A 24,399-nucleotide genomic window follows, 5' to 3' on the forward strand; every position below is an offset into this window, starting at 1 on the left:
TTTAAGCCGGGAAAGTACTGCGAATACTTCCCGGTTTTTTATATGGTAATTTTTGAGGTTGTATACATGTTTAAACGCATGATAAACCGTTTTACCAATAAGGCTCCTGTACGGCGGCTAACTTATCTCAGGTATTTCTTCCATCATAGGGTTGTTTAAATTGTTAACAATTGGTTGTTTAATATAGTAGGTATAATAATTATGCTATTGCTGTATGGTTATGCGCTTAGCTTCAATCTTAAATTTCACCCCGGCGTAGCCAAGCATGTTCATTAATTGCGATGCTTTTACATTTCGGGAGATCCGGCCTGTAAATTCGCGCTGCGGTACCTTACCTTCGTAGGTTACTTCCACATCATACCACCGGGCCGCCTGCCTCATAATGGCATCTATTCCCGCATCTCTGAATTGAAAAATGCCATCTTTCCAGGCTATTTCATCATCTACATCAACATCGTCAAGTACTTTCAGCCTGCCCGCTTTATTGAGTACAGCCTGCTGTCCCGGCTTTAAAATGCCGTTTACAGTGCCGTTGCTTATTTTTACAGAGCCTTCCAATAAGGTAGTTTTCATTTCGGCTTCATCATTATAAGCCATGACATTAAAATGCGTACCTAAAACCTCAACTGTTGTGTTATCGGATTTAACCCTGAAAGGCATCTGCGGATTTTTAGCAACCTCAAAGTAAGCTTCACCTGTAATGGTGACCTCACGCGTTTTGCCTGTAAACCTGGTTGGAAAACTTATTGATGATGCCGAATTTAGACAAACCTTGCTCCCATCCGACAAAACCAGCTGATATTGGCCGCCACGAGGAGTTGAAATAGTATTTATAACCGAAGCCTGAGCATCAGAATTGTTGCCAGCTTCATAAACCAGTTGACCGTTGCGGGTTTTATTGATCCTGGTGGTACCCTGTTGTGCCAGCAAACCGTTTTGGGCACTATCAAGTGTAATGGTTTTACCGTTGGCCAGGGTTAAAATAGCTTTGTTGCCACCTGGTAAAGCATCATTTTTAGGATGAGTTTTGACTATACTTTTTTTTGTAACAACCTGCTTTTTTTGATTATAAATGTAAGCGCCAAACCCAACAAGGAATAAAAATGAAGCGGCAACCCCTAACCTTCTCCAGGGTAAGTTATTATTCTTTACCGGTGCAGCAACAGGTTGTTCAATATTAGTCCTTAAAATCTGCGTGAGCATATCCTCACTTTTTGAGCGGTCAAAAAGCGGCCCATTATCGTCAAGCTTATCCCAGGCATGATGTATGAGCGAGGCAAGCTCTGCATCTGTTGCCGATGAGTTGATGATCTCAAATAGCTCATCACGCTCGGCCCGGGTGGCGGTGCCGTTATAATAAGTGCTAAACAGATAATCAAGCCGGGCGTAAAGTTCGCTCATAGTAAATGTTTTTCGGTATAACTGTAATTGGCTACAGTGAGTTGGGGCAGATCTCATATACATGACACCTGCCAGATTAAAAAAGGGGGTATTACTTTTTAAAAAAAATAAAAAATTGAATCAACGCCGTTACCAATGCTATAGCCTCCATATGTTCATGCACGTAATCTTTTATAGATGTGGTGGCAATTTGAAGGTATTTTTTGACGGTTTCGCGGGATAGCTCCAGCTCATCGGCAATTTCATGATACTTTAAACGGTTATGCCTGCTCATGAGGTAAACTTTTTGCTGCTGGGGCGGCAACTGATCAATGGCCTCATCAATCAAATTATAATAATGGTCTGTTTCCTGCGCTTCGGCGATAAAAGGTACAATGCGGGTTTCCTCCAATTTTTTAAGCTGCATTTGCTCGCGGGCAACTTTACGTAAACAATTTAAAGCGTGGTTTTTTGAAATTACAAACAGGTAAGCTTTGAAATTATCAACACCGGTAAGCGTTTCACGGGTCATCCAGATCTTCATAAAAACGTCCTGCACAACCTCTTCAGCCAGTTCGACAGAATGGGTTATACGCAAAATATGAACACCTAAACGCTGGTGATAGGCTGAAAACAATTGCCGGAAAGCAAACTCATTACCCTGAGCCACTTGCATAAGCAGTTCCTTCTCATTTGATTGAGTAAATTCAAACATAGGCTAATGTATGGTGCTGCAAATATTATAAAATTCGCAGTATTTGCAGCATTAATAATTATATCGATGAAACCAACGTATAACTGTAAAGAAATTGAAAATGTTTGAAAAAATGCAAAACGCTCACATTTCTTAAAGTTGTTTAACTATTAAGTATGTATTAAATAAAAGACTATCAATACAGTGGCGTTGGCAAACCATCTAAGCTAACCCTGTTTTTTTCCTGCTTATAATCAGCCAAACCCTGCTCGCCTTTTTTCTCAGCCCATTTTATAGCATAATCCCGCTCGCCTAAATATTCATAAAGCGGTACGCTAAAGCCGCACGAGGTTTGTATCATATCAATATCTCCCACTATAATTTGCCGGGTGGCCATATGGATGTTGAAATACGACGAAAGCCCGTTCCACTCTTCATTATCGGCATCGGGTAAAATACTGTAGCCTTTTCCGTATAGCCGCAGGATATTAGGTGGCCCGTCAAAAGCGCAGAACATAAAGGTTATGCGTTGGTTTTCGAGCAGATGGGCAGCAGTTTCATTACCACTGCCAATAATATCCATATATGCTACACGATTATTGGAAAGAATACGAAAACTGGCATTATCCTTTGGCGAAAGATTTACATGCCCGTTGGGACTTAACGGGGCCGTTGCCACAAAAAATATCTTTTGATGAGCTATAAAATCCTTGTGATGATCGAGTATCTCATTAAAAAACTTACCCATAATGAAAGGTTTTAATTAACGATACTCAAATATAAGCATAATCGTTTTAGCATTTTGAGAAACAAGGTGCTTTAACCAAAATTCCGATGGAATATTTAGGCTGAAGTCCCCGGTTACGCATTCATTTTTTCGCGGGTTCACCATACTTTCAAACTTTCGTGACAGTGCATTTTGGAAGAAATTTACAATCTCTTCAACACCTCTATCGTATATTCCACCTGTTCGGCATGCACATCTAAATGAGTTACAAAACGGATCCGGTTTTTATCTGTATCGCTGGCCCTGATGCCTTTTTCTGTAAGTTTGGCAAGCACGGTAGCAGCAGGTTCAACTGTATCAAACAAAACAATATTAGTTTCAACCGGGATTACATTGCTTACCCATTGCAGGCGGCTCAGCTCTTCACCCAGGATACGGGCGTGGGCATGGTCTATTTTCAGGCGTTCAACATGATGATCAAGCGCGTAGATTCCCGCAGCGGCCAAAAACCCAGCCTGGCGCATACCGCCACCCAGTACCTTGCGGATACGGCGGGCATATTTGATAGTTTCCTTATCAGCTAATAAAACCGAGCCTACAGGTGCACCTAATCCTTTAGAAAGGCAAACCGAGATCCCATTAAAATACTGGCCGTAATCAACAGCTGCATCACCTGTATGGGTAAGCGCGTTAAAGATCCGGGCGCCATCAAGGTGAAGCTTTAATCCTTTCTCCCGGCACAAGCCGGTAATGGGTTTGATATGTTCAAGTGTATAGCAACTGCCACCACCCTTGTTAACTGTATTTTCCAGCACTACCAAACTGGTGTGCGGGTAATGGATATTTTCAGCATTGATTTCAGGCTCTATCATTTCGGGCGTAAGAATACCTCTATAACCATTCAGTAACCTGGTTGATACGCCCGAATTAAAAGCAATGCCACCGCCCTCGTACCTGTAAACATGCGCGGTTTGGTCGGCAATAAGCTCATCAAGCGGCTGGGTAAAACATTTAATAGCTATCTGGTTGGTCATGGTGCCCGATGGGCAAAAGATAGCAGCCTCCATACCAAACATAGCAGCGGCTTTAGCTTCAAGGGCATTTATAGTTTCGTCTTCGCCAAAAACATCATCCCCTACCCTGGCGCTCCACATGGCTTCGAGCATGCCGGGCGTTGGTTTGGTTACAGTATCGCTTCGGAAATCAACAGTCGTCATATTAAAGTTATAAAATTTGCGTTCTTTGTATCAGTATTCTGAACATGTTATGCGCTCAATTTTAATCATTTTATTTTTTATGCTGTGTTTTGTATCAGCAAAATCGCAAAAATGGCAGCAAGGTAGCTTTACCGATGTAAAGGGTAACCGGGAAACTGGCCTGATCCGCACTAATCCTTCGGGAAAGGGGCCAATAAAAGGCGAAGGTTTCATTGAGTTTAAGGAGAACGAAAAAACTAATCCATACAAACTAAGCGCCAGCGATTTAAGATCATTTGTTGTTGGCCAGGACAGCTTTGTTGTGGCACATGCCCCGGCAAATGAGTCATGGAGCAAGGAAGAAACCGACTTTGTAAAAGTGGTGCTTGATGAGCCGGTGAAATTATTCATGGCAAAGGGCGGCAAAGGCGGCGGCGGCAGTGGTTTTGGCATTACACCGGGGATATCAGCAGGCTACGGAAGCGGTGGTTACGGCGGCGGAATTGGCGGCGGCATCGGTATTAACCTTGGCGGTGGCGGCGGCCGGGGCGGCAGTTCAAAAACAACCTATTATTATGGTGAAACCACTGCCGGTATGAAACGCCTCACCGATGAAAACTTTGAAGATATTATGAGCGATATCATGGGCGATGAACCCGACCTGGTCGATCAGATCCACGAGCATAAATTCAATCTTAAGAATATCGATAAGCTCATTGCTAAATTTGATGAACTGCAAAAAGCAAGGCAATAAATCTCTTTATCAAGCAAAAAACGATCGATGACTACCTGATACATTCAGATAGTCATTTCCGTTTATAAAGACGTATAATTTACTTTTCCCGTAACGATTTGTCTCAACTCTCACGTCCCAAATCTGTTATCTCGCTCTTTTTTTTCCTCCTGAACATCACGTGTTTAACCACAAATGTTAATAAATCAAAACTATTTAGCATAATTAAAAGTTATTAAACTATAGTAATTCACCAAATAAATAACTTTTAATTAATTTATATCGACAAAAACGGCTACTCATTACACTTTAATTCACTAACAAAAACAGAAAGAAAGATGAACATGAAAAAGTCAGTTTTAATAGCCGTTGCTTCATTAGCTATTGGTTTTTTATCAAACAAGGCAATAGCCCAAACACAGGATACAACCAAAAAAGATACTACTAAAGCAACTGCCGCTCCTGCAACATCAACAGCTGCCGCATCAGGCGATGTGGTTGGTGTGATGTCAACCTCAACTAACTACGCGCCAATGGCCCTTGCAATAAAATCAGCTCAGCTTGAGCCAACATTGCAGGCACCCGGCCCGTTCACCATATTTGCTCCAAATGATGTTGCTTTCAGCAAATTGCCAAAAGCACAGTTTGATGCCCTGATGAAAGATCCGGCTAAATTTGCCCCTATACTGAAATATCACGTGGTAGCAGGCAAATACACTAAAGCCGATATCATTAAGGCCTTAGGTGCCGGCAAAGGCAAGGCCGACCTGAAAACCATCGATGGGCAAACATTGCATTTATCTGTAAATGATAAAAGCAACCTGCAGATCACAGATGCCAAAGGCAATGCTGTGTTGGTTACCGCATTTGACACCGAGGCCAGCAACGGTGTTGTACATGGCATTAATGGCATCATGATGCCTTAATCACAAAATACTTAGTTTAATTTTAAATCAATGAAAAACCCGGCTGTTAAGGCCGGGTTTTTCATTTAAGATGATCTTGTTAAATAATCGGCTTTGGTCAATCTAAAATCAAGATATTTACTTTTAGTTTCCTCGTCAGTAAAATCTCCGGCAAGTGAAAAGCCTGTCTTTTTTAACAGCTTTACCGAACTTTCGTTCCCCTGTTTCGGGCAAGCGGTTACCAATTCAAAATTTTGGTCATTAAAACCAAAAGCTAACACTGAAGAAATGGCCTCCTGCATAAAGCCCTGCCTATGATAATCCGGGTGAAGTTCATAGCCTATTTCTGCCTTTTTATCGGTAGGTTCAAGGTTCCAGTAACAAATAGTTCCAATCAGTTCCTCTTTATCTGTTAATGTTATACCCCAGTAAAACCCTTCGCCCCCACTTACTATTTCTTTTATCTTCTTAATAAATGATAATGCTTCATCAATGGTAGTATTATTTGGCCGGTCCAGATATTTGTTTACTTCAGCATTGGAGCGGATAGCCAGGATCTGCGGGGCATCCGAATCAAGCAATCCGCGTAAGCGTAAACGGTCGGTAGTGAGCAAAGGCAGTTCAGATATATGCATGGCTATACAATTTTCTTATTTTCCCTGTCGGCAATGAAAACCACAGGTAAACCAATACAGATAACCAGTGTAAGCATCCCAATAAGGATAGTGCTAACAGGAATATGATATCCGGGCTTCATGGTTATTTTACTCAGGGGCACTACACCTAAATTCATAATGAGCCATGCCGCTATTCCGTATATAACCGCCACAAAATATTTATTGCGTAACCCGTTATAAAAAAAGGGATAAAGCAAAAAAAATGCCGCGCTGAATAAAAAGGCAATCACATAGTGAAAAATCACCCCGGCAACTATAATTTCTGCCCCGCCTGCAAAGGCTGCCGGGCCAAATGCGCCACTGGCAATAAACTTAAAAATAACGCCCGGATTTACTTTATAATTCAGGATCATGGCTGCAAAGCCATCGAGCGTACCCGTTATAAACCCTGCAAAAAGGATATTGATAAGTTTACTTTTCTTCTTCGGGTTTACTTTTGTTAGCATGGGTAGAAATTACAAGAGGATAAATTTATAGTTTTATGGCTTGATAAACGATGTGTGAAACATATTTTTTACCTACACAGCTTGATTACCAAAAAAACTTCAATATAGGCATTCTGCAATCAGATTATTACTTCAAATACTCGTCCATAAAATAAATCACCCTTTTCCTGATCTCTTCGGCATCAAACATCACCCCGTAGTGAGGTGCGTTGGGTACAATGATAAGTTCATTTTTAACACCTGCAAGCTTAAGGTATGAGCTTAGCAAAACCGATTGGGTATAATTTACCGATTCATCCTTTTCGCCCTGCACGATGAGAAATGGCGGGTCGTTTTTATCAACATAGGTAACCGGGCTGGCTATGTTGGCCAGATCGGGCCGCTCAACAGCATAAGCGCCAAGCAGCAGGTTAACCGGGCTCTTAGGATCATTAACATCAGTACCTTTGAGCGACAGGAAATTTGATGGCCCATAAAAGTCAAGCGCCAGTTTTATTTTAAAATGAGGCTTGTTTCCTCCCTGATAAAACTCTTTAATATTGTTGTTATTGGACAGCGCCAGCAACGATGCCAAATGTCCACCGGCCGAAAAACCTATTACCCCAAACTTATCCTTATTAAGCTTATATTTCGAAGCGTTTTGATACAGGAATTCAATGGCCTGGTTACAATCCTGGATCTGCGCCGGGAAGGGTGCGGTGGTGCTCCAGCGATAATCGATAGAGGCGACGGCATAACCATTATCGATAAAACCCTGAACGGTTTTCTGCATATAACCCATATCGGCATACTTGTCATTCATCATCCAGGCGCCGCCATGGATCCAGATAATAACCGGGTAGCTTTCTTTTACAGCCGGCGGCAGATAAACATCTAACAAGTGCTTTTTTAAGGTATCACCGGCATAATTTATATCACCATACAATATGGTGCCCTTTGGAAAAAATGGCTGTTTAGGGGATGAGGTTTGCGCTTTTGCTGATAAGGAGATCATACAGATCAAAGCGATAAGTATAGGATAGGCTGTGTTTTTCATAATTGGTTAATTGTTTAAAGATAATCTATATCCTTAAAAATCAACAATTAAATCCCGATTGAAAAATATAAAACCCAGGCTATAAATAACACTTGTAAAGGAATACGAAACCACAGGTAGCCGGTACCACTGCCGTTATAAGTGGCTTTTTCAAAATCAACATGTTTAATGGCGGCATTGATATTGGCAGGCAGCATTATTACAAACATGATGAGTAAAATGATCCCGGCGATATGCCTTGTAGCGTTGATAATCAATAAAGGTCCGAGCACTATCTCCATCACGCCGGTTAAGTAAACCAGCGTCCCTTTAAACGGAATAAATGTTGGCATCATCATGACCATGCCTTTGGTAAACATAAAATGCCCTAACGATGCAAACCAAAGCATCAGCATCATGGCAACATTACCGCAGAGCATGAGATTCCAGTCGCCCATAAAAAGGCGGGAGACCATGGCAGTAAGAATAAAGCTTATGATGAGAACGAGCAGGACTTTCATAAGGATTAAAATAAATATCGGGTATCAGGCTTTTATCAATTGCTCCCCTTCAATCTTTTTCTGTAATTCTAAAATGGCGCCAATAAGCGCTTCAGGTCGTGGCGGGCAGCCTTGTACGTATACATCAACCGGGATTACCCTGTCAACCCCTTTTACCACATGGTAACCATATTGCCAGTACGGGCCGCCACAGTTGGAGCATGACCCCATCGAGATCACATATTTAGGCTCAGGCATTTGCTCGTACAGACGTTTAATACGTTCGGCCATTTTAAAGGTAACTGTACCGGCAATAATGATCACATCGGCCTGGCGGGCGGAAGGGCGCGGGAAAACACCAAAACGGTCCAGGTCATAAGTGGAGGCCATAGAGCCCATCATTTCAATGGCGCAGCAGGCTATGCCAAAACTTAGCGGCCACAAAGACGATAAACGAGCCCAGTTGAGCAAATCGTTCATTTTGGTTACCACTACACCACCATTCTCGCTTGTTATATCGTTACTCATTTGCAGGCTTTTTAAAAGTTGGCTTAAACATAGGTTTGCGGGCGGGCTCTGTTGATGGAGCGGCAGTTGCAGGAGCAATAGCAGTTGCAGCAGCAGTTGATACAACATCAGCGTTGAACGCTTTTACTGTAAACATGCTTTGTTCCTGGTTCAACTGTTGGTACAAAGATGGCGGGATATGTACATCGGTATGCGGTACAACAGGTGTAGGCTTGATCCAGTCCAGGTCGCCTTTGCGCCAAACGTATATCAAACCTATAATCAGGATACCTAAAAACATAAACATCTCGGTAAGTGAAACCCAGCCCCAGCGCGCGTCCTGCGCTGCAAGTTCATGACTGCCAAATACCGTTGCCCATGGAAAAATAAATACCATCTCCACATCAAACAGCAGGAAAACCAGGGCTATTACATAAAAACGCGGATTGAATGGCAACCAGGCATTGCCGGTAGGTTCTTCACCGCATTCGTACGAGCTCAATTTTTCGGCGTTGGGATTGTTGGGGGCCAAAAGTTTGTTGATAAAAAATATCACGCACACCATTATTATCCCCGTAATAATAAAGATGAGTATCTTTCCAAATTCTGATATTTGCGAAACATCCGTCATGAGTACAAATTTAGTAAAACAAACAGATTTTGACGCTATAATAATTGGCGGAGGTGCATGCGGCCTCATGTGCGCCGTACAGGCGGGCTTTTTAGGCAAGCGGGTATTGGTACTTGAAAAAAACGACCGTGTTGGCGCTAAGATCCTCATCAGCGGCGGCGGGCGTTGCAACTATACCAATCTTTACGCTACCGATCAGCAATTCATTTCGCAAAATCCACATTTCTGTAAATCAGCCTTTTCGCAATGGACTGTTGATGATACCCTAAGCTTTTTTGAAACGTATGGCATTACTGGTAAAGAGAAAACGTTAGGCCAGCTTTTCCCGATAAGTGATAAAGCGAAAGATGTAGTTGAAGTATTTACTAACCTGTGCGATGATCTTGGGCAGGAGATCTGGGTTAATGCTGAAGTTAAAATAGTTGAAAAAACTGACGATGGTTTTACAGTGCGCGCCGAAGTAAATGGCAAACAGGAGTATATAAGCGCCGCCAGCGTAGTGATGGCTGCCGGTGGTTTACCCATCCCCAAAATGGGTGCAACCGATTTCGGCTTACGAACGGCGCGTAATTTCGGCTTAAAAGTTACCGATACTGCCCCTGCCCTTGTACCACTAACCATTACCGGCAAAGATCAGCCCTGGTATGAGCAATTATCGGGTAACAGTATTTTTTGCAGGGTTTGGAATGATAAGGCCAGTTTTGAAGAAAATATCCTGTTTACCCACTGGGGCCTCAGCGGACCAGCCATATTACAGATCTCCTCCTACTGGAAACCCGGCGAAACCATTAACATCGATCTCCTCCCCAATCAAAATATAGCCGACCTTATTCAGCAGGAAAAAGAAACTAACGGCAAAAAAATGCTGCTTGCATACATAGCATCTTTATATACCCGCAAGTTTGCCGAGGCTTTGAGCGATAAACTCCCCGCCGAAAAAAACATGGCATCACTCACCAAAACCGATATCGAAAACATCAGTACCCTCATTCATGATTTTAAGGTAAAACCTGCCGGCGATAAAGGTTATGATAAGGCTGAAGTAATGCGCGGCGGCGTAGCTACCGATGAGCTGTCGTCCAAAACACTGGAAGCTAAAAAGGTACCCGGCTTATATTTTGGCGGCGAGTGTGTAGATGTTACCGGATGGCTCGGCGGCTATAACTTTCAATGGGCCTGGGCAAGCGGCTTTGTTATTGCGCAAAACATATGACCGTTGATTTTTTTGATTACGTTGATTTCGTTGATGATATTGTCAACCAAGTAATCATCCTCCTATCGTCCATTTGCCGTCGCTTAAATCCAGCCCACAGGTGTTCGGGAGAAATGGAAAAGCGCGGGATTGTGCGATTCCCTCCCCTGGGAGGGTGCAGGGAGGGGTTTCACCGATAGGGCTATTCGTTAAAATGGTGCATAAACCCCTCCCTGCCACTACACAACTCCCGCCGCACCCCTCCCCAAGGAGGGAATTAAAAAATCTTCCAATAAAATCCTCTCCTCAATTGTAACAAATCGGGTGTCCCAATTTTTTGATTCTCAAAAAAAAATTGGAAAAACTCCCGCTGTTCTTTTTTGTAAAAAGAGGATTGTTCCATTTTTTGAGAGTGAAAACGCGGAACACCTTAAAAATGAAACACGCTGATTATCAAATACATCACCTTCTGCGTGAAACACTATTAAACATCTGATTATCAACAATTAAAACCATTAGGAGTAAAAACTATCCGTTTCACAGGCGGGTTAAAACACCTTGTTTATTTCGTTCTATTTTTAAGCTTTTTTTGATTTTTTTGAAATTGATCCCATCGGCAATGAATGGCGCTGACAAAATAATACCACCAAAACTATGAGCGTAAATACCGATCTTGCATGCGGCGACCCGGCTAAAGCCGGGTCGCCGCATGGATAATTATTTTCTGAACAGCATTTAATTATCTACCGCTCCACTATCTTATAATTCCTGTACTCGCCAACTCGCCAGCCTGTAACGTCTTCAATTTTTTGCAGTGCCTTACGGCGGAAATCCATGCCGGCCCTCAGCTTTTTAGAATCGAAATCGATATTCCAGTTGGTGGCTGCAATTCGTTTTTGCATTGGCGCCGGATGCGTTCCGGTAAATCGGATGAGGCGGTCGGCATTGCTGTAGTCAAACTCATAAGTTTCGGGCAGGTTTTGTGCCATCCAGTTTTCATCATGATAAAACTGGTTAAAGTTGCGCACTTTGTTATTCAGTCCCTGTGGCGGTTTTGCCCAGCCGTAATGATAAATGTAGGCGTCAATAAGCTTTACGTTTATTTTACGATCGTTAAGCCTGAAGCCTTGAGCGTCACGATAAGCATGGATGCCGTTAATATTTTTGAGCAAACGGATCTCGCGGCGGTACCAGCGTCTTGAATGCCCGTAATAGTCATACGAGCCATAAAAATGCAGGTATTTAAACAGCAGGCCTTCAATGTTGGGTTTATTTAAAGCGTCCTGCATTTCCTTTTTGATAAGCGGATGATATTTTTCATGCACCGCTTCATCGCCCTGAATATAGAAACACCAGTCGGCATCGGGCGATATAGCTGCGAAAGCCTTATCTGTTTCGGCAGCGAAAACCTTTCCTCCCTCCTTCAATGATTCGTCCCAAACAGAATCAATGATTTTTATAACCGGCGAGTTAATAGCTTCAATTAATCCCCGGGTGCCGTCGTCAGAGTTACCTACTACTACTATAAACTCATCGCAAAGCGGCAATATGGATGTAATGGCTTCAACAACGGGATAATCATTACGTACAGCGTTCCTGATAAAGGTAAAACCGGATACTTTCATAAGCGGCGTAAAGATAGCTAAGAGAATCAAGATTTGCGGATAGAATCGAGACTTGCAGATGCAAGATTCAGGACATCCCTCAGCGGGCACTATCAATTTGTGACATTGGGATTAAGGCATTTTGCCTGCGGATGCGTTACTTTGCATTCATAATACACCGCATCATCGGCGGTAATCCATATCAATAAATATCACTATGAAGGCACTCGCCAGGCAACTTTTCAAAACTTTTCTTTTTTCGGTAATCATATCTATAGTAGCAAGTGCGGTTTATTACTCACTGCAGCACAAAGGTGTAAGCCAGGACCTGAACGGGATACTCCCTTCGTTATCCGAAAGTGTGGCTTTGCTCAACATCTTTATTTTAATAATGACTTTACCCATGTTGTTTTTAGCCAACCCGGCTTACTACAACAATCTTTCTATAAGATTGGTGCTTTATTTTTCAGGCGCTGTTGTATTTGTTATTACTGCTTTCCGTTTACAGCTAAACCCCGAAAACAAAACGCTTTACTTTATTACGGCCATTAGTTTTATAGTAGTACACAGCGTTTTTTATTACCTGATGACCAAAAAACGGCGTTGAACCATTGTTGTTTAAAGCATTTATAGGCTTTTTGAAAGATTTAGGCTAAACTTGCAGTTGCAAAATATGAAAGCATTTTACGGAGATTTAAAACTGGGTATTTTAGGCGGCGGACAGTTAGGCCGTATGCTGATACAGCAAGCCATAAACTATAATGTTACTGTTAAAATACTTGATCCCGATCGCGAAGCGCCGTGCCGTAAACTGTGTGATGAGTTTACCGTAGGTTCATTGGGTGATTATGAAACCGTTTATAACTTTGGGAAAACTGTCGACCTGCTTACCATTGAAATAGAAAAGGTTAACGTTGATGCCCTTGAACAGCTTGAAAAAGAGGGCGTACTGGTTTATCCCCAATCGCGCATTATCCGGCTGATCCAGGACAAAGGCCTGCAAAAGCAGTTTTTCAAAGAAAATGATATCCCTACTGCAGATTTCCAGATCATATCATCACCGCAACAGCTACAACAAAGCCTGATCCCTTTTCCTTATATTCAAAAACTACGTAAAGATGGTTATGACGGCAAAGGCGTATATAAAGTAATTGACGAAAGTTACCTTGCCGGAGCTTTTAAAGAGCCAAGCCTGATTGAGCAATGGATAGATTTTGAAAAGGAGATTGCCGTAATAGTTGCCCGTAATGAAAACGGTGAGATCAGCACCTTCCCGATGGTTGAAATGGAGTTTAACCCTAAAGCTAACCTGGTGGAGTTTTTGATTGCCCCATCTACCCTCCCATTCGCCATACAGCAAAAAGCAGAGCAGATAGCCAAAAAGATTGCCGACAGCCTTAAAATTGTAGGCCTGCTGGCGGTTGAAATGTTTTTAGATAAACACGGCCGCATCCTGGTGAATGAGCTCGCCCCTCGTCCGCACAACAGCGGCCACCAAACCATTGAGGGTAATGTGGTATCGCAGTTTGAGCAACATTTAAGGGCGATATTTAACCAGCCACTGGGCAATACCGCCTGCCTTAACAATGCTATTATGGTAAACGTTTTAGGCGAAGCCGGTTATGAAGGCCCAGCTATTTACCAGGGAATTGAAAAAATACTGAAAGTGCCGGGAGTATATATCCACCTTTACGGTAAAGCATTAACTAAACCTTTCCGGAAAATGGGGCATGTTACTATTGTTGACGCTGACAGAGAGAAGGCTATTGAAAAGGCACGGTTTGTGCAGAAAACGCTAAAAGTAATTAGTTAATACAGAGATAACCACCCGTCATTGCGAGGTACGAAGCAATCGCGAACTATACAGGGCGAACCAGCTAATCGGGGATTGCTTCGTACCTCGCAATGACGCTTATAAAATAAAATCATGAGTACTACAAAAGTCGCCATTATAATGGGCAGCAAATCCGATCTGAATGTAATGCAGGACGCTGCAGATGTTTTAGCCGAATTAGGCGTTGAATATGAAATAACCGTAGTATCGGCACATCGTACACCGGATAGGATGTTCAGCTATGCGCGTGCCGCTGCAGACCGTGGCATAAAAGTGATTATAGCCGGTGCCGGCGGTGCAGCGCACTTACCAGGCATGGTAGCCTCATTAACACACCTGCCGGTGATTGGCGTACCGGTAAAATCAAGCAACTCTATTGATGGCTGGGACTCTATCCTATCCATATTGCAAATGCCAAACGGCATCCCGGTAGCAACAGTAGCTTTAAATGCAGCCAAAAATGCCGGGATCCTTGCAGCCCAGATCCTCTCAACAGGAGATGAATACCTTGTAAAAAACCTTATCGACTTTAAAGAAAACCTTAAAAAGAAAGTTGAAGAATCGGCCAGGGAAATGGAGGATAGTGATTAGAGGTTGGAGATTAGAGATTAGCTTCATATACTCAAGAAGGCCATGGATAAACCATGGCCTTCTTTGTTTTTCTAACAGTTTGCTTTCTTCCCGACTAACCTCTAATCTCCAACCTCTAATCACTAATTAAGAGCCGGATTTTCCGGAAAATTAGCTATGTGGGCATAACGCTGGCCGAGACTGATCACTACCTGGCGCCACAGGTTTTGTTCATCAAGAGTGAACAATGACTCAATATCAAATTTATTGGTTACTATCCAGCTATCGTCTTTTATTTCTTCGTCAAGCTGTTGCGGTGTCCAGCCAGAGTATCCGGCAAAAAATTTAATTTCTTCGGTGCTTAACTGGTAATTGGATACCAAATATTTCACTTGTTCAAAATCGCCGCCCCAATAAAGACCATCGGCTATTTCAATTCCTCCCTCTATTTTATCGGGAGCACAATGAATAAAGTGCAATGTATTCTTTGCTACCGGCCCCCCCTCATAAACAGGCATCTCCGAATAGGAAACATCGGGCAGTACATCGCCCAATAAATATTCGCTTTGATGGTTCAGAATAAAGCCCATAGCCCCTTCCTCAGAGTATTCTGTTAAAATTATTACGGATCTCTTAAAATTCGGGTCCATCATAAATGGCTCCGAAATAAGTAAATGGCCTGCCGCGGCCGCTATAGGACTAAGCATAAAGTTTAGCGTTTAAATACATAACAAGCATAGTAAAAATATGTTCAATTATGAATAATGATTTACATCATTATATACGGCTTAATTAATTTGTAAGTTTGCATAAAAATGAATCAGCAGGAAATACAAAATTTAAGGCAGGATTATAGTGCATCCACCCTTTCAGAAAACAGCACTAAAGGTGATCCTATTAAACAGTTTGAACAATGGTTTAACGAAGCTTTGGAGGCAAAATTGCATGAACCCAATGCCATGACGCTTTCAACTGCCACCATAAACGGCAAGCCTTCGGCACGTATTGTACTTTTAAAAGGTTTTCATACAGGCGGTTTTATATTCTTTACCAACTACTTAAGCCGTAAAGGCAAAGAGATAGCCAAAAACCCGCAGGGTGCATTAACCTTTTTCTGGGGAGGCCTTGAACGGCAGGTACGCATTGAAGGCACTATCGAAAAAGTAAGCAAGGAAGAATCTGAAAAATATTTCCATTCGCGCCCTAAAGGCAGCCAGGTTGGCGCGGTAGTATCGCCCCAAAGCCAGGAAATTGAAAGCAGGGAATTGCTGGAGCAAAAATGGAACGAACTGGAAGCAGAATATGCCGATAAAGAAGTGCCTAAACCATCATATTGGGGCGGATATATCTTAAACCCGCAGTTGGTTGAGTTTTGGCAAGGCAGGCCAAGCCGTATGCACGACCGCATCCTGTATAAAAAAACCGATAAAAAAACCTGGAAAAAAGTACGCCTTGCACCATGAGTTTTGACGATATTAAACAATTGCTCATCGAAAAATTTGGTGATACTGTAATTGCCGGCGAAGAAACCGGCGGCCTGCAACCCGCCCTGTTCATTAATCCGGATAATATTACAGCTGTGTGCCTGGAGCTGCGTAATAACCCAAAAACTTATTTCGATTTCCTGTCGAACTTAAGCGGGGTACATTATAATGATGAGGCAAACCGTTTTGGGGTAGTTTATCACCTGGCATCAATCCCTTATCAAACACAGCTCACCTTAAAAGTTAGTAAACCTCACCCAAAAGAAAGCCCTGAACTGCCGGAGTTTAAAAGCATAACTTCCGTTTACCGCACCGCCGACTGGCATGAGCGCGAAGCCTATGATATGCTGGGGATTTACTTTGAAGGGCATCCTGACCTTCGCCGGATTTTACTGCCCGATGATTGGGAAGGTTTCCCTTTACGTAAAGATTACCAGAACGCCGAATTTTATAAAGGCATCAGGATAGATTAATCGCAAATAAACTTTCGTGGTATTAACAGAGCAAAATGACCGACATTTAAACAGGTAAATAACAGCTTTATTTACTTCATTTTTACAACGAAAGTGGCCCGATAAATGAAAAAAAAAGCTGATTTTTGGTATCCGGCTATACATCTCAAAGAATGTGACCGGATATAAATTTAACCGGATATAAAATTGGTCATCACAAACCCAAAATACGAAGAAGCCCTCCTCAGGTACAATAAAAAGATAGCCGAGGCCAGCGTTGAGGATATGGTACTTAACGTAGGCCCGCAGCACCCCTCAACTCATGGGGTTTTACGCCTGGAATTGATTACCGATGGCGAAATAGTAAAAGAGGTGATCCCACATATTGGCTACCTGCACCGCTGCTTTGAAAAACATGCCGAATCATTAACTTATCAGCAAACCATTCCTTTTACCGACAGGATGGATTACCTGGCCTCTATGAACAACAGCCACGCTTTTGTAATGGGTGTTGAACGTATGATGGGTATTGATAAGGATATCCCTAAACGTGTTGAGTACATCCGTGTGCTGGTTTGCGAACTAAACCGTATAGCATCGCACCTGATAGCCATTGGCACTTACGGCATTGATATAGGCGCCTTTACCCCCTTCCTGTGGTGTTTCAGGGATAGGGAGCATATTATGGGGATGCTGGAGTGGGCATCGGGCTCACGTATGCTATACAATTACATTTGGGTGGGCGGTTTATTTTATGACCTGCCGGTTGGTTTTGAAGAACGCTGCCGTGATTTTGTTGAGTACTTTAAACCTAAAATGGTTGAGCTAAACCAATTACTTACCGACAACCAGGTATTTATTTCGCGCACAGCAAATGTAGGCGTTTTGCCGCTTGATGTAGCTATTAACTATGGCTGCTCGGGCCCAATGTTACGTGCATCGGGTTTAAAATGGGACCTGCGCCGGATTGACAATTACTCTGCCTACCCTGAAATTGATTTTGAAATTCCGGTTGGCAAGGGCCTGATGGGCAAAGTTGGCGATTGCTGGGACAGGTATAAAGTGCGCGTTGATGAAATTGAGCAGTCAGTAAGAATAGTTGAACAATGCCTTGACCGTTTGCAAAAAGAACTGAAGCGTACGCCCGATTTTGATCCCCGCGCTAAAATGCCCCGCAAAACCATTCCCAAAGCACAGGATTACTATGTACGCTGCGAAGGCGCCAAAGGTGAGCTTGGCTTTTATTTTATGACAGACGGCAAATCAGAGATCCCAACCCGCGTAAAATCCCGCGGACCGAGCTTTAACAATCTTTCGGTACTGCCCGAGCTATCCAAGGGCGTATTAATTGCAGATTTAATCGCCATAGTTGGTTCTATCGACTTTGTTTTGGGCGAGGTGGACAGGTAAGCTGAACCGGGATTTGAGCTGATTTTTGGGATGGACGGGATTTTATATCCTGATATTGTCTGATGAATCGGAATTAAACAAATTATTCGGATTAATCGACCTCTCCTTGCATTCTGTTAATCCTGTTTAATCCGAGTCAGAAACATTTTCCTACTCATCCCAAAAACCCACCCAAATCCCGGTTCAGACAAACAAAAAAGAGACCCCTCACGGCGTCTCTTTTCATTTTAATATATTAATTTTTATTGAGTGGGCTAATACTTATTGGTTATATACTTTAACCATAAACACATAGTTCTTAAGCTTTTTGCTCTGTTGAGTGCTGCTTAAGCCAGCTAATTTATTCTTGGTATTCAGATTAAGTGTTTTGGACAATGAATCTGTTGGAATATTTTGTATCGTTTTTAACAGGTACATTGATTTTTTTGCAAAATAGGCACCTGCAACCTGGGTTTGCCTTGCGGTGATAACGCCAATCACGTTTCCCTTCTCGTCGAGCAATGGGCCTCCTGAATTACCCGGGTTTACCGGAACAGAAGTCACATACTCTGTAGTATCATTTGAATAATTTGCCGCAGAAGCTAAATACCCTGCACCATAAACCAAATTATCTGCCGGGTAACCGAGTGTATATACATTTTCACCCAAGTCGCCTTCTGATCGTTTAACATTGTATGGTATAGGGCCAAGATTTTTAAATGATGGATCATTGATCTGTAATATAGCCAGGTCATACTGGGGCTCGGTATAGATAACCTTGGCATGGAATGATTCGCCTGCTGAATTTTGTACATAAACCGAATCAGCATTTTTGATCACATGATAATCTGTAGCCAGGTAACCGTTTGATGTAAGCGCGAAACCGGTACCCCTGAAATTGGCCGGCGCCCTGTTTACTTTAGGCTTTACAGGTGTACGGCCATGTCCTATCTGGGCTACCGTCTGCTCCACCTTATTGATCTTTTCGCTCAATCGTTCGTATTTAGACCTATCGTTATTTAGCTTGCCAGTGAGGATTAAGATAGTTAAAACACCAAAAATAGCAATTGAAGCCGCAACCGATATTTTTGAATGGTGATTACGCCACATGCGCACAACCCACACCGGGTGGATCATTACTTCTTCTTTTAACGCATGAACATCAATTTCATCATGAATAGCATTTAAGCGATTTTCAAGCTCAAGGCGTTCGCCATATTGCTTAAGCAAGCCTATAAATTTAATGTGCTCGGTAACTTTACTTTCAACAGCCGCGTCGTTTTTGCGGAGCAACTCAAATTGAACGCGTTCTTCGGCGGTCATACTACCGTCAAGGTACCGTTCAATAAATTCCGTAAGTTGGTTATCACTCATCTCTTGATCTCCTTATTTCTGCTGAAAAAATAATTTCTTCAGCCTTTGCAGGCATTTGTATTTCTGCGTTTTGGCATTATCCGCGTTGGTGTAGCCAAACCGCTCACAGATCTCCTGCATCGATCTGTTTTTAATATAAAAATCTTCCATAATGGTTTTACAGGGTTCGCCTAATAGCTGGAGCGCACTTTCCATTTTACCAAACTGGATATCCCTGTCATTATGGTTATCAACTTCTTCTTCAACGGGCAGGTGTTCTTCAAAATCCCTGATATCACCACCATATCGGTTCATTTGGCTAAGCCTTTTAAGCCAAAGCCGCCTGCAAACTGAGTATATGTATGTTTTAAGCTTACTGTTCAGCTCAAAATCACCCGCTTTAATCTTATTATAAAGAACTATAATGGCTTCCTGGTAAATATCCTTCGCATCATCCTCATCGCCATTGTTGTTGATGATCAACTGTAATATCATCGGAAAGTAGGTTGTATAGAGCCTCTTCAGCACTATTTCCGAGTTATTAAGTATCCCAAGAACTATTTCACTATCTGTTGGAGCCGAAGCTTTTAAGTCTTTATTCACTCTTAATACTATTTAGGTCAAATTGTAACCCACTATTATCAAAAAAAATCAAACTAAAATAAATTAATAACATTAGCATTACATTTCATGGCCTGTAACAATTGTGTACTGCGTTAAAATTAATGTTTAATACCGGCGCATAAGCAAAGTAACCCAATGTTAAAAACTATACAGGCAAATCTGCAATAAAAAAACCGCTTGCAAAAACCGGCACATAAACTATAAATCCTATGGAATTTACAAAGATTTAATTTTTATGGGTTACCTTTTCCACTAATGCGTATTAAGTAACAAACGATCACAAAACGTTAACATTTTAAAAATTAAGAAAATGAAAAACACATTCAAATTAGCATTCGTAGCTTTAGTTCTTGCAGCTTCTTTTTCAGCTTGTAATGGTGATGCCAAAAAAACTGAAGGCGATACTTCTACAACTGTAGTTGATTCAACTAAAGTTGTTACCGATTCAACTAAAGTTTCTGCTGATACTACTAAAGCTGTTACTGATACTACTAAAAAAGACACCACTAAGAAATAATTATTTCTGATAAAATAGAAAAGCAGTTAAATATCATTTTTAATCTTTTTCTATTGATTTTTTAGTTATCCATCAATAAAAAAGGTGACTTGTAATTTTTTTTTAAAAATTATGGGTTACCTTTTTTTGTTTCTGGTATTAAGCTGTAAACTATTAAATCACTTATTAAAAAAATTAAACATGAAAAATTTCAAATTAGGCTTTTTAGCTTTAGCTATCGCTGTTTCTTTCGCTGCTTGTAAAGGTTCTTCTTCAGCTTCAGGTTCTGATTCAACTGCTGCTGATTCTTCTAAAATGGCTGCTGACACTACTAAAGCTGACACTACTAAAGCTGATACTACTAAAGCTGACACTACTAAAGTTGACACTACTAAAAAGTAATTTAACTTTTTATGTTAAAAAACGCCCTGGTTTCCAGGGCGTTTTTTTTTGCTCAATAATCGCCAAACAATTTCTATTGGTATTGCTTAATGTGATAAGTAATAAAATATGAAATATTCTGAATGGAAAACGCTTAGTACCGATGAGCGAAGAAGCGTTGGCTGGCATCGTCACCCTCACATACGCACTGCTACCCTTTTTGCCATGGTCTTTGCAATAACATTTATTATTGTAGTGCTTGGTATAAGCAAAAACAGCACGATTCATCTTAACCGAAAACCAACTGCAAAGGAAGCTTTTATCATGGCAAAATTATTTGTAAAAGAAAAGCTGAAACAACCCCAAAAAGCAGTTTTTCCAAACACCGCTTTTAAATCGGTTATTGATACAATAACTAATAGTTACCAGGTACAATCAACACTAAAAATTGAGAATGATAGCGGCAAAATGGAACAATCGGCCTGGGAAGTTAAAATGTTGTATACGGATGGTGACTGGGCAGATAAAAATAGTTGGCAGGTTGAAAATATTGACATTGTCCCTAAACCATAAAAACTATCCTCTAATAAATAATCATAAAAAAGGAGCAGTTATAAAACTGCCCCTATAATGGTAATTGAATAATAAGTATTTAGTGAACAATATCACGCAGGGCTTTGATTTCGTCATGAGCATCAAGCAGCTCACTTTCCTGCTGACTGATCGTTTCGCGCAGGTAGGCCGGTAAATTTTCGTCTTCAAGCGCGGTACGGTATGCTTTTAAAATAGCATCTTCACCAAATTCGCATTCCTCTAATACATTATGGGTATCATGCCCGGTAAACGCAGCTTTGACATCAAGCCAGGCCCTGTGTATTTTACCGCTGGTGGTTGTACCTGTTTCAATATCCTTTCCAAAAGCACTAACCTCTGTACCCAAAGCAAGTCTGTAACCCTGGCTTTGGCCAATAAGCCTTGTGAAAAGCGACTTCAGTTCGGTGTCGCCATCTTTCAAATCTTTTGAGGCACGTTGATAACCCTCAATCCTGTCATTGTTGATCTGTATCAGATCATTTAAAATCTGTACGGTTGCTTGTGTATTTTCCATGATTAGATGTTTTTATATAATGATCAACCCTTTTTAAATTAAATTGTTTAATTAATTATATAAAAATTATTTCAAAATGAAAATTAATTTTTACCTCTAAATACAGAGATCAACCAAATAATAATGACGATAACAATTATTACAGCTATAATCCCGGTTACTGCACCGGCCTTAAAAATATCGCCTATAACCGAGCATCCGCTCATAGTTAATAAGCTAAAAACGAATAATAAAAGGTGTGATTTTTTCATGGTTAATGTTTAATAGAATGATCGGCTTATCCCGTCATTATTTATGGTAGGAGGAATGCAATAATCAGGCCTTTTTAACATCAGGCTAAGCTAACGGAACCTGTTTAGATAGCGGAGTATTTAAGTTAATTAATTGTATAGGTATGTATACAATCATGCCCGCCTGGTAATAAATAAATTGGCGTTTTTAAAACAGAATCTGATCATCGAAATAATTTCTAAATAATCCCTGAATTATAAAAACAAACCCTGCTATTAATCGTTCATTACATAATTAGTTATAAACCAATTTAACGTACCAACAACTTCTTGAAGATTACATGTTTATACCGGCTGACCGCAGTTAGGTGTTGTGTTTTATTATAAAATAATTTATTAACAATTTATCTCCAACCAACTATGATAATACAGGTACAACCAAACATTCAATGTGAAAACTGCATTAAATGCGGTAACAGGCCTCATGTTGAACAGCATAAAAAATATTGGGTACTTACATGCCCTAACAAGAGCTGCAAAAATTTTGTAAAAGCGCTCACTATCGACTTTGCCACCTGGAACCAGCTCAACAAAAAGGCCAATGAAATACCGGCTACAACTGAAACATTAAAACGTACCGCTTAATTGAAAGGAGAAGAATAGGAAATTCCATAAATCCGCAAAAAATTTTTATGGCTTTAACTCAGATGAGTACATTTACGCGCTACTCTACTGGTTAAGCTATGACAAATGCACTTCTATCAATAAATAAAGCGACTGTACGTTTTTTAAACACAACATTATTTACCGGCTTAAGCTTTAGTATAAAAAAAGGCGAAAGCTGGGCCCTTATCGGCGAAAGCGGATCGGGGAAAAGTGCCCTGTTACAAACCATAGCCGGACGTTTTAATATCACGGGCGGTGAAATAGACTATCATTTCTGGAATGATTACGCTCAGCTTTTCAATGTCAATGATATTGCCACACCACATAAGCTTATTGCCCTGGTTGAGCCTAAACATCATTTCCGCAACCTTTCAAACACTACTGATTTCTACTATCAGCAACGCTATAATTCTTCCGATTCGGAAGATGCACTTACTGTTGCGAACTATCTTAACACGGTACATCAATTTTCAGGCATCAATACATCCTGGCCATTTGAAAGAGTAATTTCATTATTAAGGCTCGAAGCACTGCTTAATAAACAGATCATCAAACTATCAAATGGTGAAACCAAACGCCTGATGCTGGCAGCCGCCCTGTTTAAAAATCCGGTACTGTTAATGCTCGACAGCCCCCTAACCGGCCTGGATGTTAAAACCCGCGAAGAATTTAACGGCATTATTGAACAAATCGTAGCATCGGGCATTAACATCATAATAGCTACCTCCATCCATGAAATCCCAACAGCCATTACCCATGTTGCCGTATTAAGCAAAGGGGCTATTATCCATGAAAGCACAAAACAAGATTTTAAGGCAGAACTTTTTGAGCAGGATAAAAGTGATACGATTGATAAAAGTGAATTGAGTGCCTTACTCAACATCGATAAAAACCCTGCCGCTTACAACCAGATTGTAAAAATGGAGAAGGTACGTATTCAATATGGTGATAAAGTGATCCTGGATGATGTAAACTGGCAGATCAATCCCGGAGAGCATTGGGCTTTGCTGGGGCCTAACGGGGCCGGCAAATCAACATTGCTAAGTTTAATCAACGGAGATAACCCGCAGGCTTATGCTAACAACATCATTTTATTTGATAAAAAACGCGGGACAGGCGAAAGCATCTGGGATATCAAAAAAAAGATCGGCTTCGTATCCCCCGAGCTGCACCAGTACTTCCCCACCGATAATAGCTGTTTACAGGTAATTGAATCCGGGTATTATGATACGCTCGGCCTGTTCAGACCGAGTAATAAGGGCCGTGCAGAAATTGCTTTGCGATGGATGAAGGCTTTAGAGATTGAAAAGTATGCCCGTGTGCTGCTCAAAAATATCCCGGCAAGTGCGCAACGCCTCTGCCTGCTGGCCCGTGCGCTCATCAAAAACCCGGCGCTATTAATTTTTGATGAACCCTGCCAGGGAATGGACGATCATCAGCAACTGCATTTTAAAAACCTGGTTGATACCATCTGCAGCCTGGGTAATGTTGCACTTATATATGTAACGCACTATCAGCACGAAATACCCAACAGCGTTGACAAGGTTTTGCGGTTGGATAAGGGGAAAGTGGTTTCTTGAGGTTAAAGGTTAAAGGTTAAAAGGA

30 protein-coding genes are annotated in these 24,399 nt (G+C 41.5%); 14 read left to right on the forward strand and 16 right to left on the reverse strand.

Annotation, left to right across the window (positions count from 1 at the left end; all coding sequences use genetic code 11):
• Positions 1 to 204: 204 nt before the first annotated feature.
• From SNE26_RS12010 to SNE26_RS12025, 4 genes are all read right to left on the reverse strand, one after another.
• A complete protein-coding gene (locus SNE26_RS12010) occupies positions 205 to 1,401 on the reverse strand; it encodes a FecR domain-containing protein (RefSeq protein ID WP_321559602.1) in 1,197 nt (398 codons plus the stop codon).
• A 91-nt stretch (positions 1,402 to 1,492) separates the two neighbouring features.
• Positions 1,493 to 2,095: an RNA polymerase sigma-70 factor gene (locus SNE26_RS12015; RefSeq protein WP_321559603.1), complete on the reverse strand. Its 603-nt coding sequence runs from the start codon at positions 2,093 to 2,095 to the stop codon at positions 1,493 to 1,495.
• A 175-nt stretch (positions 2,096 to 2,270) separates the two neighbouring features.
• Positions 2,271 to 2,822, reverse strand: a complete 552-nt coding sequence (locus SNE26_RS12020) for a pyridoxamine 5'-phosphate oxidase family protein (protein WP_321559604.1) — start codon at positions 2,820 to 2,822, stop codon at positions 2,271 to 2,273.
• A 182-nt stretch (positions 2,823 to 3,004) separates the two neighbouring features.
• On the reverse strand, positions 3,005 to 4,018 hold the full coding sequence (locus tag SNE26_RS12025; protein ID WP_321559605.1) for a GntG family PLP-dependent aldolase: 1,014 nt from the start codon (positions 4,016 to 4,018) through the stop codon (positions 3,005 to 3,007).
• A 79-nt stretch (positions 4,019 to 4,097) separates the two neighbouring features.
• Here SNE26_RS12025 and SNE26_RS12030 point away from each other — a divergent pair, with 79 nt between their 5' ends.
• Both SNE26_RS12030 and SNE26_RS12035 read left to right on the forward strand, forming a co-directional pair.
• Positions 4,098 to 4,751 (forward strand): hypothetical protein, encoded by a 654-nt coding sequence (locus SNE26_RS12030; RefSeq protein WP_321559606.1) that lies wholly within the window; start codon positions 4,098 to 4,100, stop codon positions 4,749 to 4,751.
• A gap of 323 nt (positions 4,752 to 5,074) precedes the next feature.
• Positions 5,075 to 5,656: a fasciclin domain-containing protein gene (locus SNE26_RS12035; protein WP_321559607.1), complete on the forward strand. Its 582-nt coding sequence runs from the start codon at positions 5,075 to 5,077 to the stop codon at positions 5,654 to 5,656.
• A 65-nt stretch (positions 5,657 to 5,721) separates the two neighbouring features.
• Here the strand turns inward: SNE26_RS12035 and SNE26_RS12040 are convergent, their stop codons facing one another.
• The 6 genes from SNE26_RS12040 to SNE26_RS12065 form a co-directional block, all read right to left on the reverse strand.
• Positions 5,722 to 6,270, reverse strand: coding sequence for a GNAT family N-acetyltransferase (locus tag SNE26_RS12040; RefSeq protein WP_321559608.1), 549 nt, complete (start codon positions 6,268 to 6,270; stop codon positions 5,722 to 5,724).
• Positions 6,271 to 6,272: 2 nt separating this feature from the next.
• The gene (locus tag SNE26_RS12045) at positions 6,273 to 6,758 is read right to left on the reverse strand and encodes a hypothetical protein (protein WP_321559609.1); all 486 of its coding nucleotides are present in this window, start codon (positions 6,756 to 6,758) and stop codon (positions 6,273 to 6,275) included.
• 127 nt (positions 6,759 to 6,885) lie between these two features.
• Positions 6,886 to 7,794, reverse strand: coding sequence for an alpha/beta hydrolase (locus SNE26_RS12050; protein WP_321559610.1), 909 nt, complete (start codon positions 7,792 to 7,794; stop codon positions 6,886 to 6,888).
• A 47-nt stretch (positions 7,795 to 7,841) separates the two neighbouring features.
• Positions 7,842 to 8,294: a hypothetical protein gene (locus tag SNE26_RS12055; protein ID WP_321559611.1), complete on the reverse strand. Its 453-nt coding sequence runs from the start codon at positions 8,292 to 8,294 to the stop codon at positions 7,842 to 7,844.
• A 24-nt stretch (positions 8,295 to 8,318) separates the two neighbouring features.
• Positions 8,319 to 8,801 (reverse strand): NADH-quinone oxidoreductase subunit B family protein, encoded by a 483-nt coding sequence (locus SNE26_RS12060; protein ID WP_321559612.1) that lies wholly within the window; start codon positions 8,799 to 8,801, stop codon positions 8,319 to 8,321.
• Entirely contained in the window at positions 8,794 to 9,345 is a 552-nt protein-coding gene (locus tag SNE26_RS12065) for an NADH-quinone oxidoreductase subunit A (RefSeq protein WP_321559613.1), read from the reverse strand. Before SNE26_RS12065 ends, SNE26_RS12060 begins: the two co-directional genes overlap by 8 nt.
• 64 nt (positions 9,346 to 9,409) lie before the next feature.
• On the opposite strand from SNE26_RS12065, the gene SNE26_RS12070 reads away from it, so the two are divergent.
• The gene (locus SNE26_RS12070) at positions 9,410 to 10,624 is read left to right on the forward strand and encodes an NAD(P)/FAD-dependent oxidoreductase (protein ID WP_321559614.1); all 1,215 of its coding nucleotides are present in this window, start codon (positions 9,410 to 9,412) and stop codon (positions 10,622 to 10,624) included.
• A gap of 722 nt (positions 10,625 to 11,346) precedes the next feature.
• Here the strand turns inward: SNE26_RS12070 and SNE26_RS12075 are convergent.
• Positions 11,347 to 12,228: a glycosyltransferase family 2 protein gene (locus tag SNE26_RS12075; RefSeq protein WP_321559615.1), complete on the reverse strand. Its 882-nt coding sequence runs from the start codon at positions 12,226 to 12,228 to the stop codon at positions 11,347 to 11,349.
• A gap of 196 nt (positions 12,229 to 12,424) precedes the next feature.
• On the opposite strand from SNE26_RS12075, the gene SNE26_RS12080 reads away from it, so the two are divergent.
• The 3 genes from SNE26_RS12080 to purE all read left to right on the forward strand — a co-directional run bounded on the left by SNE26_RS12080 (position 12,425) and on the right by purE (position 14,632).
• The gene (locus SNE26_RS12080; protein WP_321559616.1) at positions 12,425 to 12,814 is read left to right on the forward strand and encodes a hypothetical protein; all 390 of its coding nucleotides are present in this window, start codon (positions 12,425 to 12,427) and stop codon (positions 12,812 to 12,814) included.
• Between the two features lie 66 nt (positions 12,815 to 12,880).
• Entirely contained in the window at positions 12,881 to 14,020 is a 1,140-nt protein-coding gene (locus tag SNE26_RS12085) for a 5-(carboxyamino)imidazole ribonucleotide synthase (protein WP_321559617.1), read from the forward strand.
• A gap of 114 nt (positions 14,021 to 14,134) precedes the next feature.
• Positions 14,135 to 14,632, forward strand: a complete 498-nt coding sequence (purE, locus tag SNE26_RS12090; RefSeq protein ID WP_243486905.1) for a 5-(carboxyamino)imidazole ribonucleotide mutase — start codon at positions 14,135 to 14,137, stop codon at positions 14,630 to 14,632.
• Positions 14,633 to 14,754: 122 nt separating this feature from the next.
• Here the strand turns inward: purE and SNE26_RS12095 are convergent, their stop codons facing one another.
• Positions 14,755 to 15,318, reverse strand: a complete 564-nt coding sequence (locus tag SNE26_RS12095) for a YqgE/AlgH family protein (RefSeq protein WP_321559618.1) — start codon at positions 15,316 to 15,318, stop codon at positions 14,755 to 14,757.
• Positions 15,319 to 15,426: 108 nt separating this feature from the next.
• Here SNE26_RS12095 and pdxH point away from each other — a divergent pair, with 108 nt between their 5' ends.
• The 3 genes from pdxH (at position 15,427) to SNE26_RS12110 (ending at position 17,957) form a co-directional block, all read left to right on the forward strand.
• The gene (gene pdxH / locus SNE26_RS12100) at positions 15,427 to 16,074 is read left to right on the forward strand and encodes a pyridoxamine 5'-phosphate oxidase (protein ID WP_091210457.1); all 648 of its coding nucleotides are present in this window, start codon (positions 15,427 to 15,429) and stop codon (positions 16,072 to 16,074) included.
• Complete coding sequence (locus SNE26_RS12105) at positions 16,071 to 16,568, forward strand: NADH-quinone oxidoreductase subunit C (protein WP_321559619.1); 498 nt, start codon at positions 16,071 to 16,073, stop codon at positions 16,566 to 16,568. The genes pdxH and SNE26_RS12105 overlap by 4 nt, the downstream gene beginning before the upstream one ends.
• A gap of 264 nt (positions 16,569 to 16,832) precedes the next feature.
• Positions 16,833 to 17,957, forward strand: a complete 1,125-nt coding sequence (locus SNE26_RS12110) for an NADH-quinone oxidoreductase subunit D (protein WP_321560031.1) — start codon at positions 16,833 to 16,835, stop codon at positions 17,955 to 17,957.
• Between the two features lie 261 nt (positions 17,958 to 18,218).
• Here SNE26_RS12110 and SNE26_RS12115 read toward each other — a convergent pair whose 3' ends face one another.
• Together SNE26_RS12115 and SNE26_RS12120 are read right to left on the reverse strand one after the other, a co-directional pair.
• Positions 18,219 to 19,310, reverse strand: a complete 1,092-nt coding sequence (locus SNE26_RS12115) for a serine protease (RefSeq protein ID WP_321559620.1) — start codon at positions 19,308 to 19,310, stop codon at positions 18,219 to 18,221.
• 12 nt (positions 19,311 to 19,322) lie between these two features.
• Positions 19,323 to 19,892, reverse strand: coding sequence for a sigma-70 family RNA polymerase sigma factor (locus SNE26_RS12120; RefSeq protein WP_321559621.1), 570 nt, complete (start codon positions 19,890 to 19,892; stop codon positions 19,323 to 19,325).
• A 331-nt stretch (positions 19,893 to 20,223) separates the two neighbouring features.
• On the opposite strand from SNE26_RS12120, the gene SNE26_RS12125 reads away from it, so the two are divergent.
• The 3 genes from SNE26_RS12125 to SNE26_RS12135 all read left to right on the forward strand — a co-directional run bounded on the left by SNE26_RS12125 (position 20,224) and on the right by SNE26_RS12135 (position 21,363).
• On the forward strand, positions 20,224 to 20,430 hold the full coding sequence (locus SNE26_RS12125; RefSeq protein ID WP_321559622.1) for a hypothetical protein: 207 nt from the start codon (positions 20,224 to 20,226) through the stop codon (positions 20,428 to 20,430).
• A 180-nt stretch (positions 20,431 to 20,610) separates the two neighbouring features.
• Positions 20,611 to 20,811, forward strand: a complete 201-nt coding sequence (locus SNE26_RS12130; protein WP_321559623.1) for a hypothetical protein — start codon at positions 20,611 to 20,613, stop codon at positions 20,809 to 20,811.
• Positions 20,812 to 20,919: 108 nt separating this feature from the next.
• Positions 20,920 to 21,363 (forward strand): hypothetical protein, encoded by a 444-nt coding sequence (locus tag SNE26_RS12135; RefSeq protein ID WP_321559624.1) that lies wholly within the window; start codon positions 20,920 to 20,922, stop codon positions 21,361 to 21,363.
• A 79-nt stretch (positions 21,364 to 21,442) separates the two neighbouring features.
• Here SNE26_RS12135 and SNE26_RS12140 read toward each other — a convergent pair whose 3' ends face one another.
• Positions 21,443 to 21,898 carry a PA2169 family four-helix-bundle protein gene (locus SNE26_RS12140; RefSeq protein ID WP_321559625.1) on the reverse strand — a complete coding sequence of 152 codons (456 nt, stop codon included), beginning with the start codon at positions 21,896 to 21,898 and terminating at the stop codon, positions 21,443 to 21,445.
• 83 nt (positions 21,899 to 21,981) lie between these two features.
• Positions 21,982 to 22,149: a hypothetical protein gene (locus tag SNE26_RS12145; RefSeq protein ID WP_321559626.1), complete on the reverse strand. Its 168-nt coding sequence runs from the start codon at positions 22,147 to 22,149 to the stop codon at positions 21,982 to 21,984.
• A gap of 399 nt (positions 22,150 to 22,548) precedes the next feature.
• Between SNE26_RS12145 and SNE26_RS12150 the strand changes: the two genes are divergently transcribed.
• Together SNE26_RS12150 and SNE26_RS12155 are read left to right on the forward strand one after the other, a co-directional pair.
• A complete protein-coding gene (locus SNE26_RS12150; RefSeq protein WP_321559627.1) occupies positions 22,549 to 22,773 on the forward strand; it encodes a hypothetical protein in 225 nt (74 codons plus the stop codon).
• A 98-nt stretch (positions 22,774 to 22,871) separates the two neighbouring features.
• Positions 22,872 to 24,374 (forward strand): ATP-binding cassette domain-containing protein, encoded by a 1,503-nt coding sequence (locus tag SNE26_RS12155; protein ID WP_321559628.1) that lies wholly within the window; start codon positions 22,872 to 22,874, stop codon positions 24,372 to 24,374.
• Positions 24,375 to 24,399 lie beyond the last annotated feature (25 nt).

The organism is Mucilaginibacter sp. cycad4 (assembly GCF_034263275.1).
Lineage (GTDB): Bacteria > Bacteroidota > Bacteroidia > Sphingobacteriales > Sphingobacteriaceae > Mucilaginibacter.

Coding starts and splice junctions, on each gene's coding strand:
- SNE26_RS12010 (WP_321559602.1), bottom strand. CDS start 1,401: ATGAGCGAACTTTACGCCCGGCTTGATTATCTGTTTAGCACTTATTAT.
- SNE26_RS12015 (WP_321559603.1), bottom strand. CDS start 2,095: ATGTTTGAATTTACTCAATCAAATGAGAAGGAACTGCTTATGCAAGTG.
- SNE26_RS12020 (WP_321559604.1), bottom strand. CDS start 2,822: ATGGGTAAGTTTTTTAATGAGATACTCGATCATCACAAGGATTTTATA.
- SNE26_RS12025 (WP_321559605.1), bottom strand. CDS start 4,018: ATGACGACTGTTGATTTCCGAAGCGATACTGTAACCAAACCAACGCCC.
- SNE26_RS12030 (WP_321559606.1), top strand. CDS start 4,098: ATGCTGTGTTTTGTATCAGCAAAATCGCAAAAATGGCAGCAAGGTAGC.
- SNE26_RS12035 (WP_321559607.1), top strand. CDS start 5,075: ATGAAAAAGTCAGTTTTAATAGCCGTTGCTTCATTAGCTATTGGTTTT.
- SNE26_RS12040 (WP_321559608.1), bottom strand. CDS start 6,270: ATGCATATATCTGAACTGCCTTTGCTCACTACCGACCGTTTACGCTTA.
- SNE26_RS12045 (WP_321559609.1), bottom strand. CDS start 6,758: ATGCTAACAAAAGTAAACCCGAAGAAGAAAAGTAAACTTATCAATATC.
- SNE26_RS12050 (WP_321559610.1), bottom strand. CDS start 7,794: ATGAAAAACACAGCCTATCCTATACTTATCGCTTTGATCTGTATGATC.
- SNE26_RS12055 (WP_321559611.1), bottom strand. CDS start 8,294: ATGAAAGTCCTGCTCGTTCTCATCATAAGCTTTATTCTTACTGCCATG.
- SNE26_RS12060 (WP_321559612.1), bottom strand. CDS start 8,801: ATGAGTAACGATATAACAAGCGAGAATGGTGGTGTAGTGGTAACCAAA.
- SNE26_RS12065 (WP_321559613.1), bottom strand. CDS start 9,345: ATGGTGTGCGTGATATTTTTTATCAACAAACTTTTGGCCCCCAACAAT.
- SNE26_RS12070 (WP_321559614.1), top strand. CDS start 9,410: ATGAGTACAAATTTAGTAAAACAAACAGATTTTGACGCTATAATAATT.
- SNE26_RS12075 (WP_321559615.1), bottom strand. CDS start 12,228: ATGAAAGTATCCGGTTTTACCTTTATCAGGAACGCTGTACGTAATGAT.
- SNE26_RS12080 (WP_321559616.1), top strand. CDS start 12,425: ATGAAGGCACTCGCCAGGCAACTTTTCAAAACTTTTCTTTTTTCGGTA.
- SNE26_RS12085 (WP_321559617.1), top strand. CDS start 12,881: ATGAAAGCATTTTACGGAGATTTAAAACTGGGTATTTTAGGCGGCGGA.
- purE (WP_243486905.1), top strand. CDS start 14,135: ATGAGTACTACAAAAGTCGCCATTATAATGGGCAGCAAATCCGATCTG.
- SNE26_RS12095 (WP_321559618.1), bottom strand. CDS start 15,318: ATGCTTAGTCCTATAGCGGCCGCGGCAGGCCATTTACTTATTTCGGAG.
- pdxH (WP_091210457.1), top strand. CDS start 15,427: ATGAATCAGCAGGAAATACAAAATTTAAGGCAGGATTATAGTGCATCC.
- SNE26_RS12105 (WP_321559619.1), top strand. CDS start 16,071: ATGAGTTTTGACGATATTAAACAATTGCTCATCGAAAAATTTGGTGAT.
- SNE26_RS12110 (WP_321560031.1), top strand. CDS start 16,833: ATGGTACTTAACGTAGGCCCGCAGCACCCCTCAACTCATGGGGTTTTA.
- SNE26_RS12115 (WP_321559620.1), bottom strand. CDS start 19,310: ATGAGTGATAACCAACTTACGGAATTTATTGAACGGTACCTTGACGGT.
- SNE26_RS12125 (WP_321559622.1), top strand. CDS start 20,224: ATGAAAAACACATTCAAATTAGCATTCGTAGCTTTAGTTCTTGCAGCT.
- SNE26_RS12130 (WP_321559623.1), top strand. CDS start 20,611: ATGAAAAATTTCAAATTAGGCTTTTTAGCTTTAGCTATCGCTGTTTCT.
- SNE26_RS12135 (WP_321559624.1), top strand. CDS start 20,920: ATGAAATATTCTGAATGGAAAACGCTTAGTACCGATGAGCGAAGAAGC.
- SNE26_RS12140 (WP_321559625.1), bottom strand. CDS start 21,898: ATGGAAAATACACAAGCAACCGTACAGATTTTAAATGATCTGATACAG.
- SNE26_RS12145 (WP_321559626.1), bottom strand. CDS start 22,149: ATGAAAAAATCACACCTTTTATTATTCGTTTTTAGCTTATTAACTATG.
- SNE26_RS12150 (WP_321559627.1), top strand. CDS start 22,549: ATGATAATACAGGTACAACCAAACATTCAATGTGAAAACTGCATTAAA.
- SNE26_RS12155 (WP_321559628.1), top strand. CDS start 22,872: ATGACAAATGCACTTCTATCAATAAATAAAGCGACTGTACGTTTTTTA.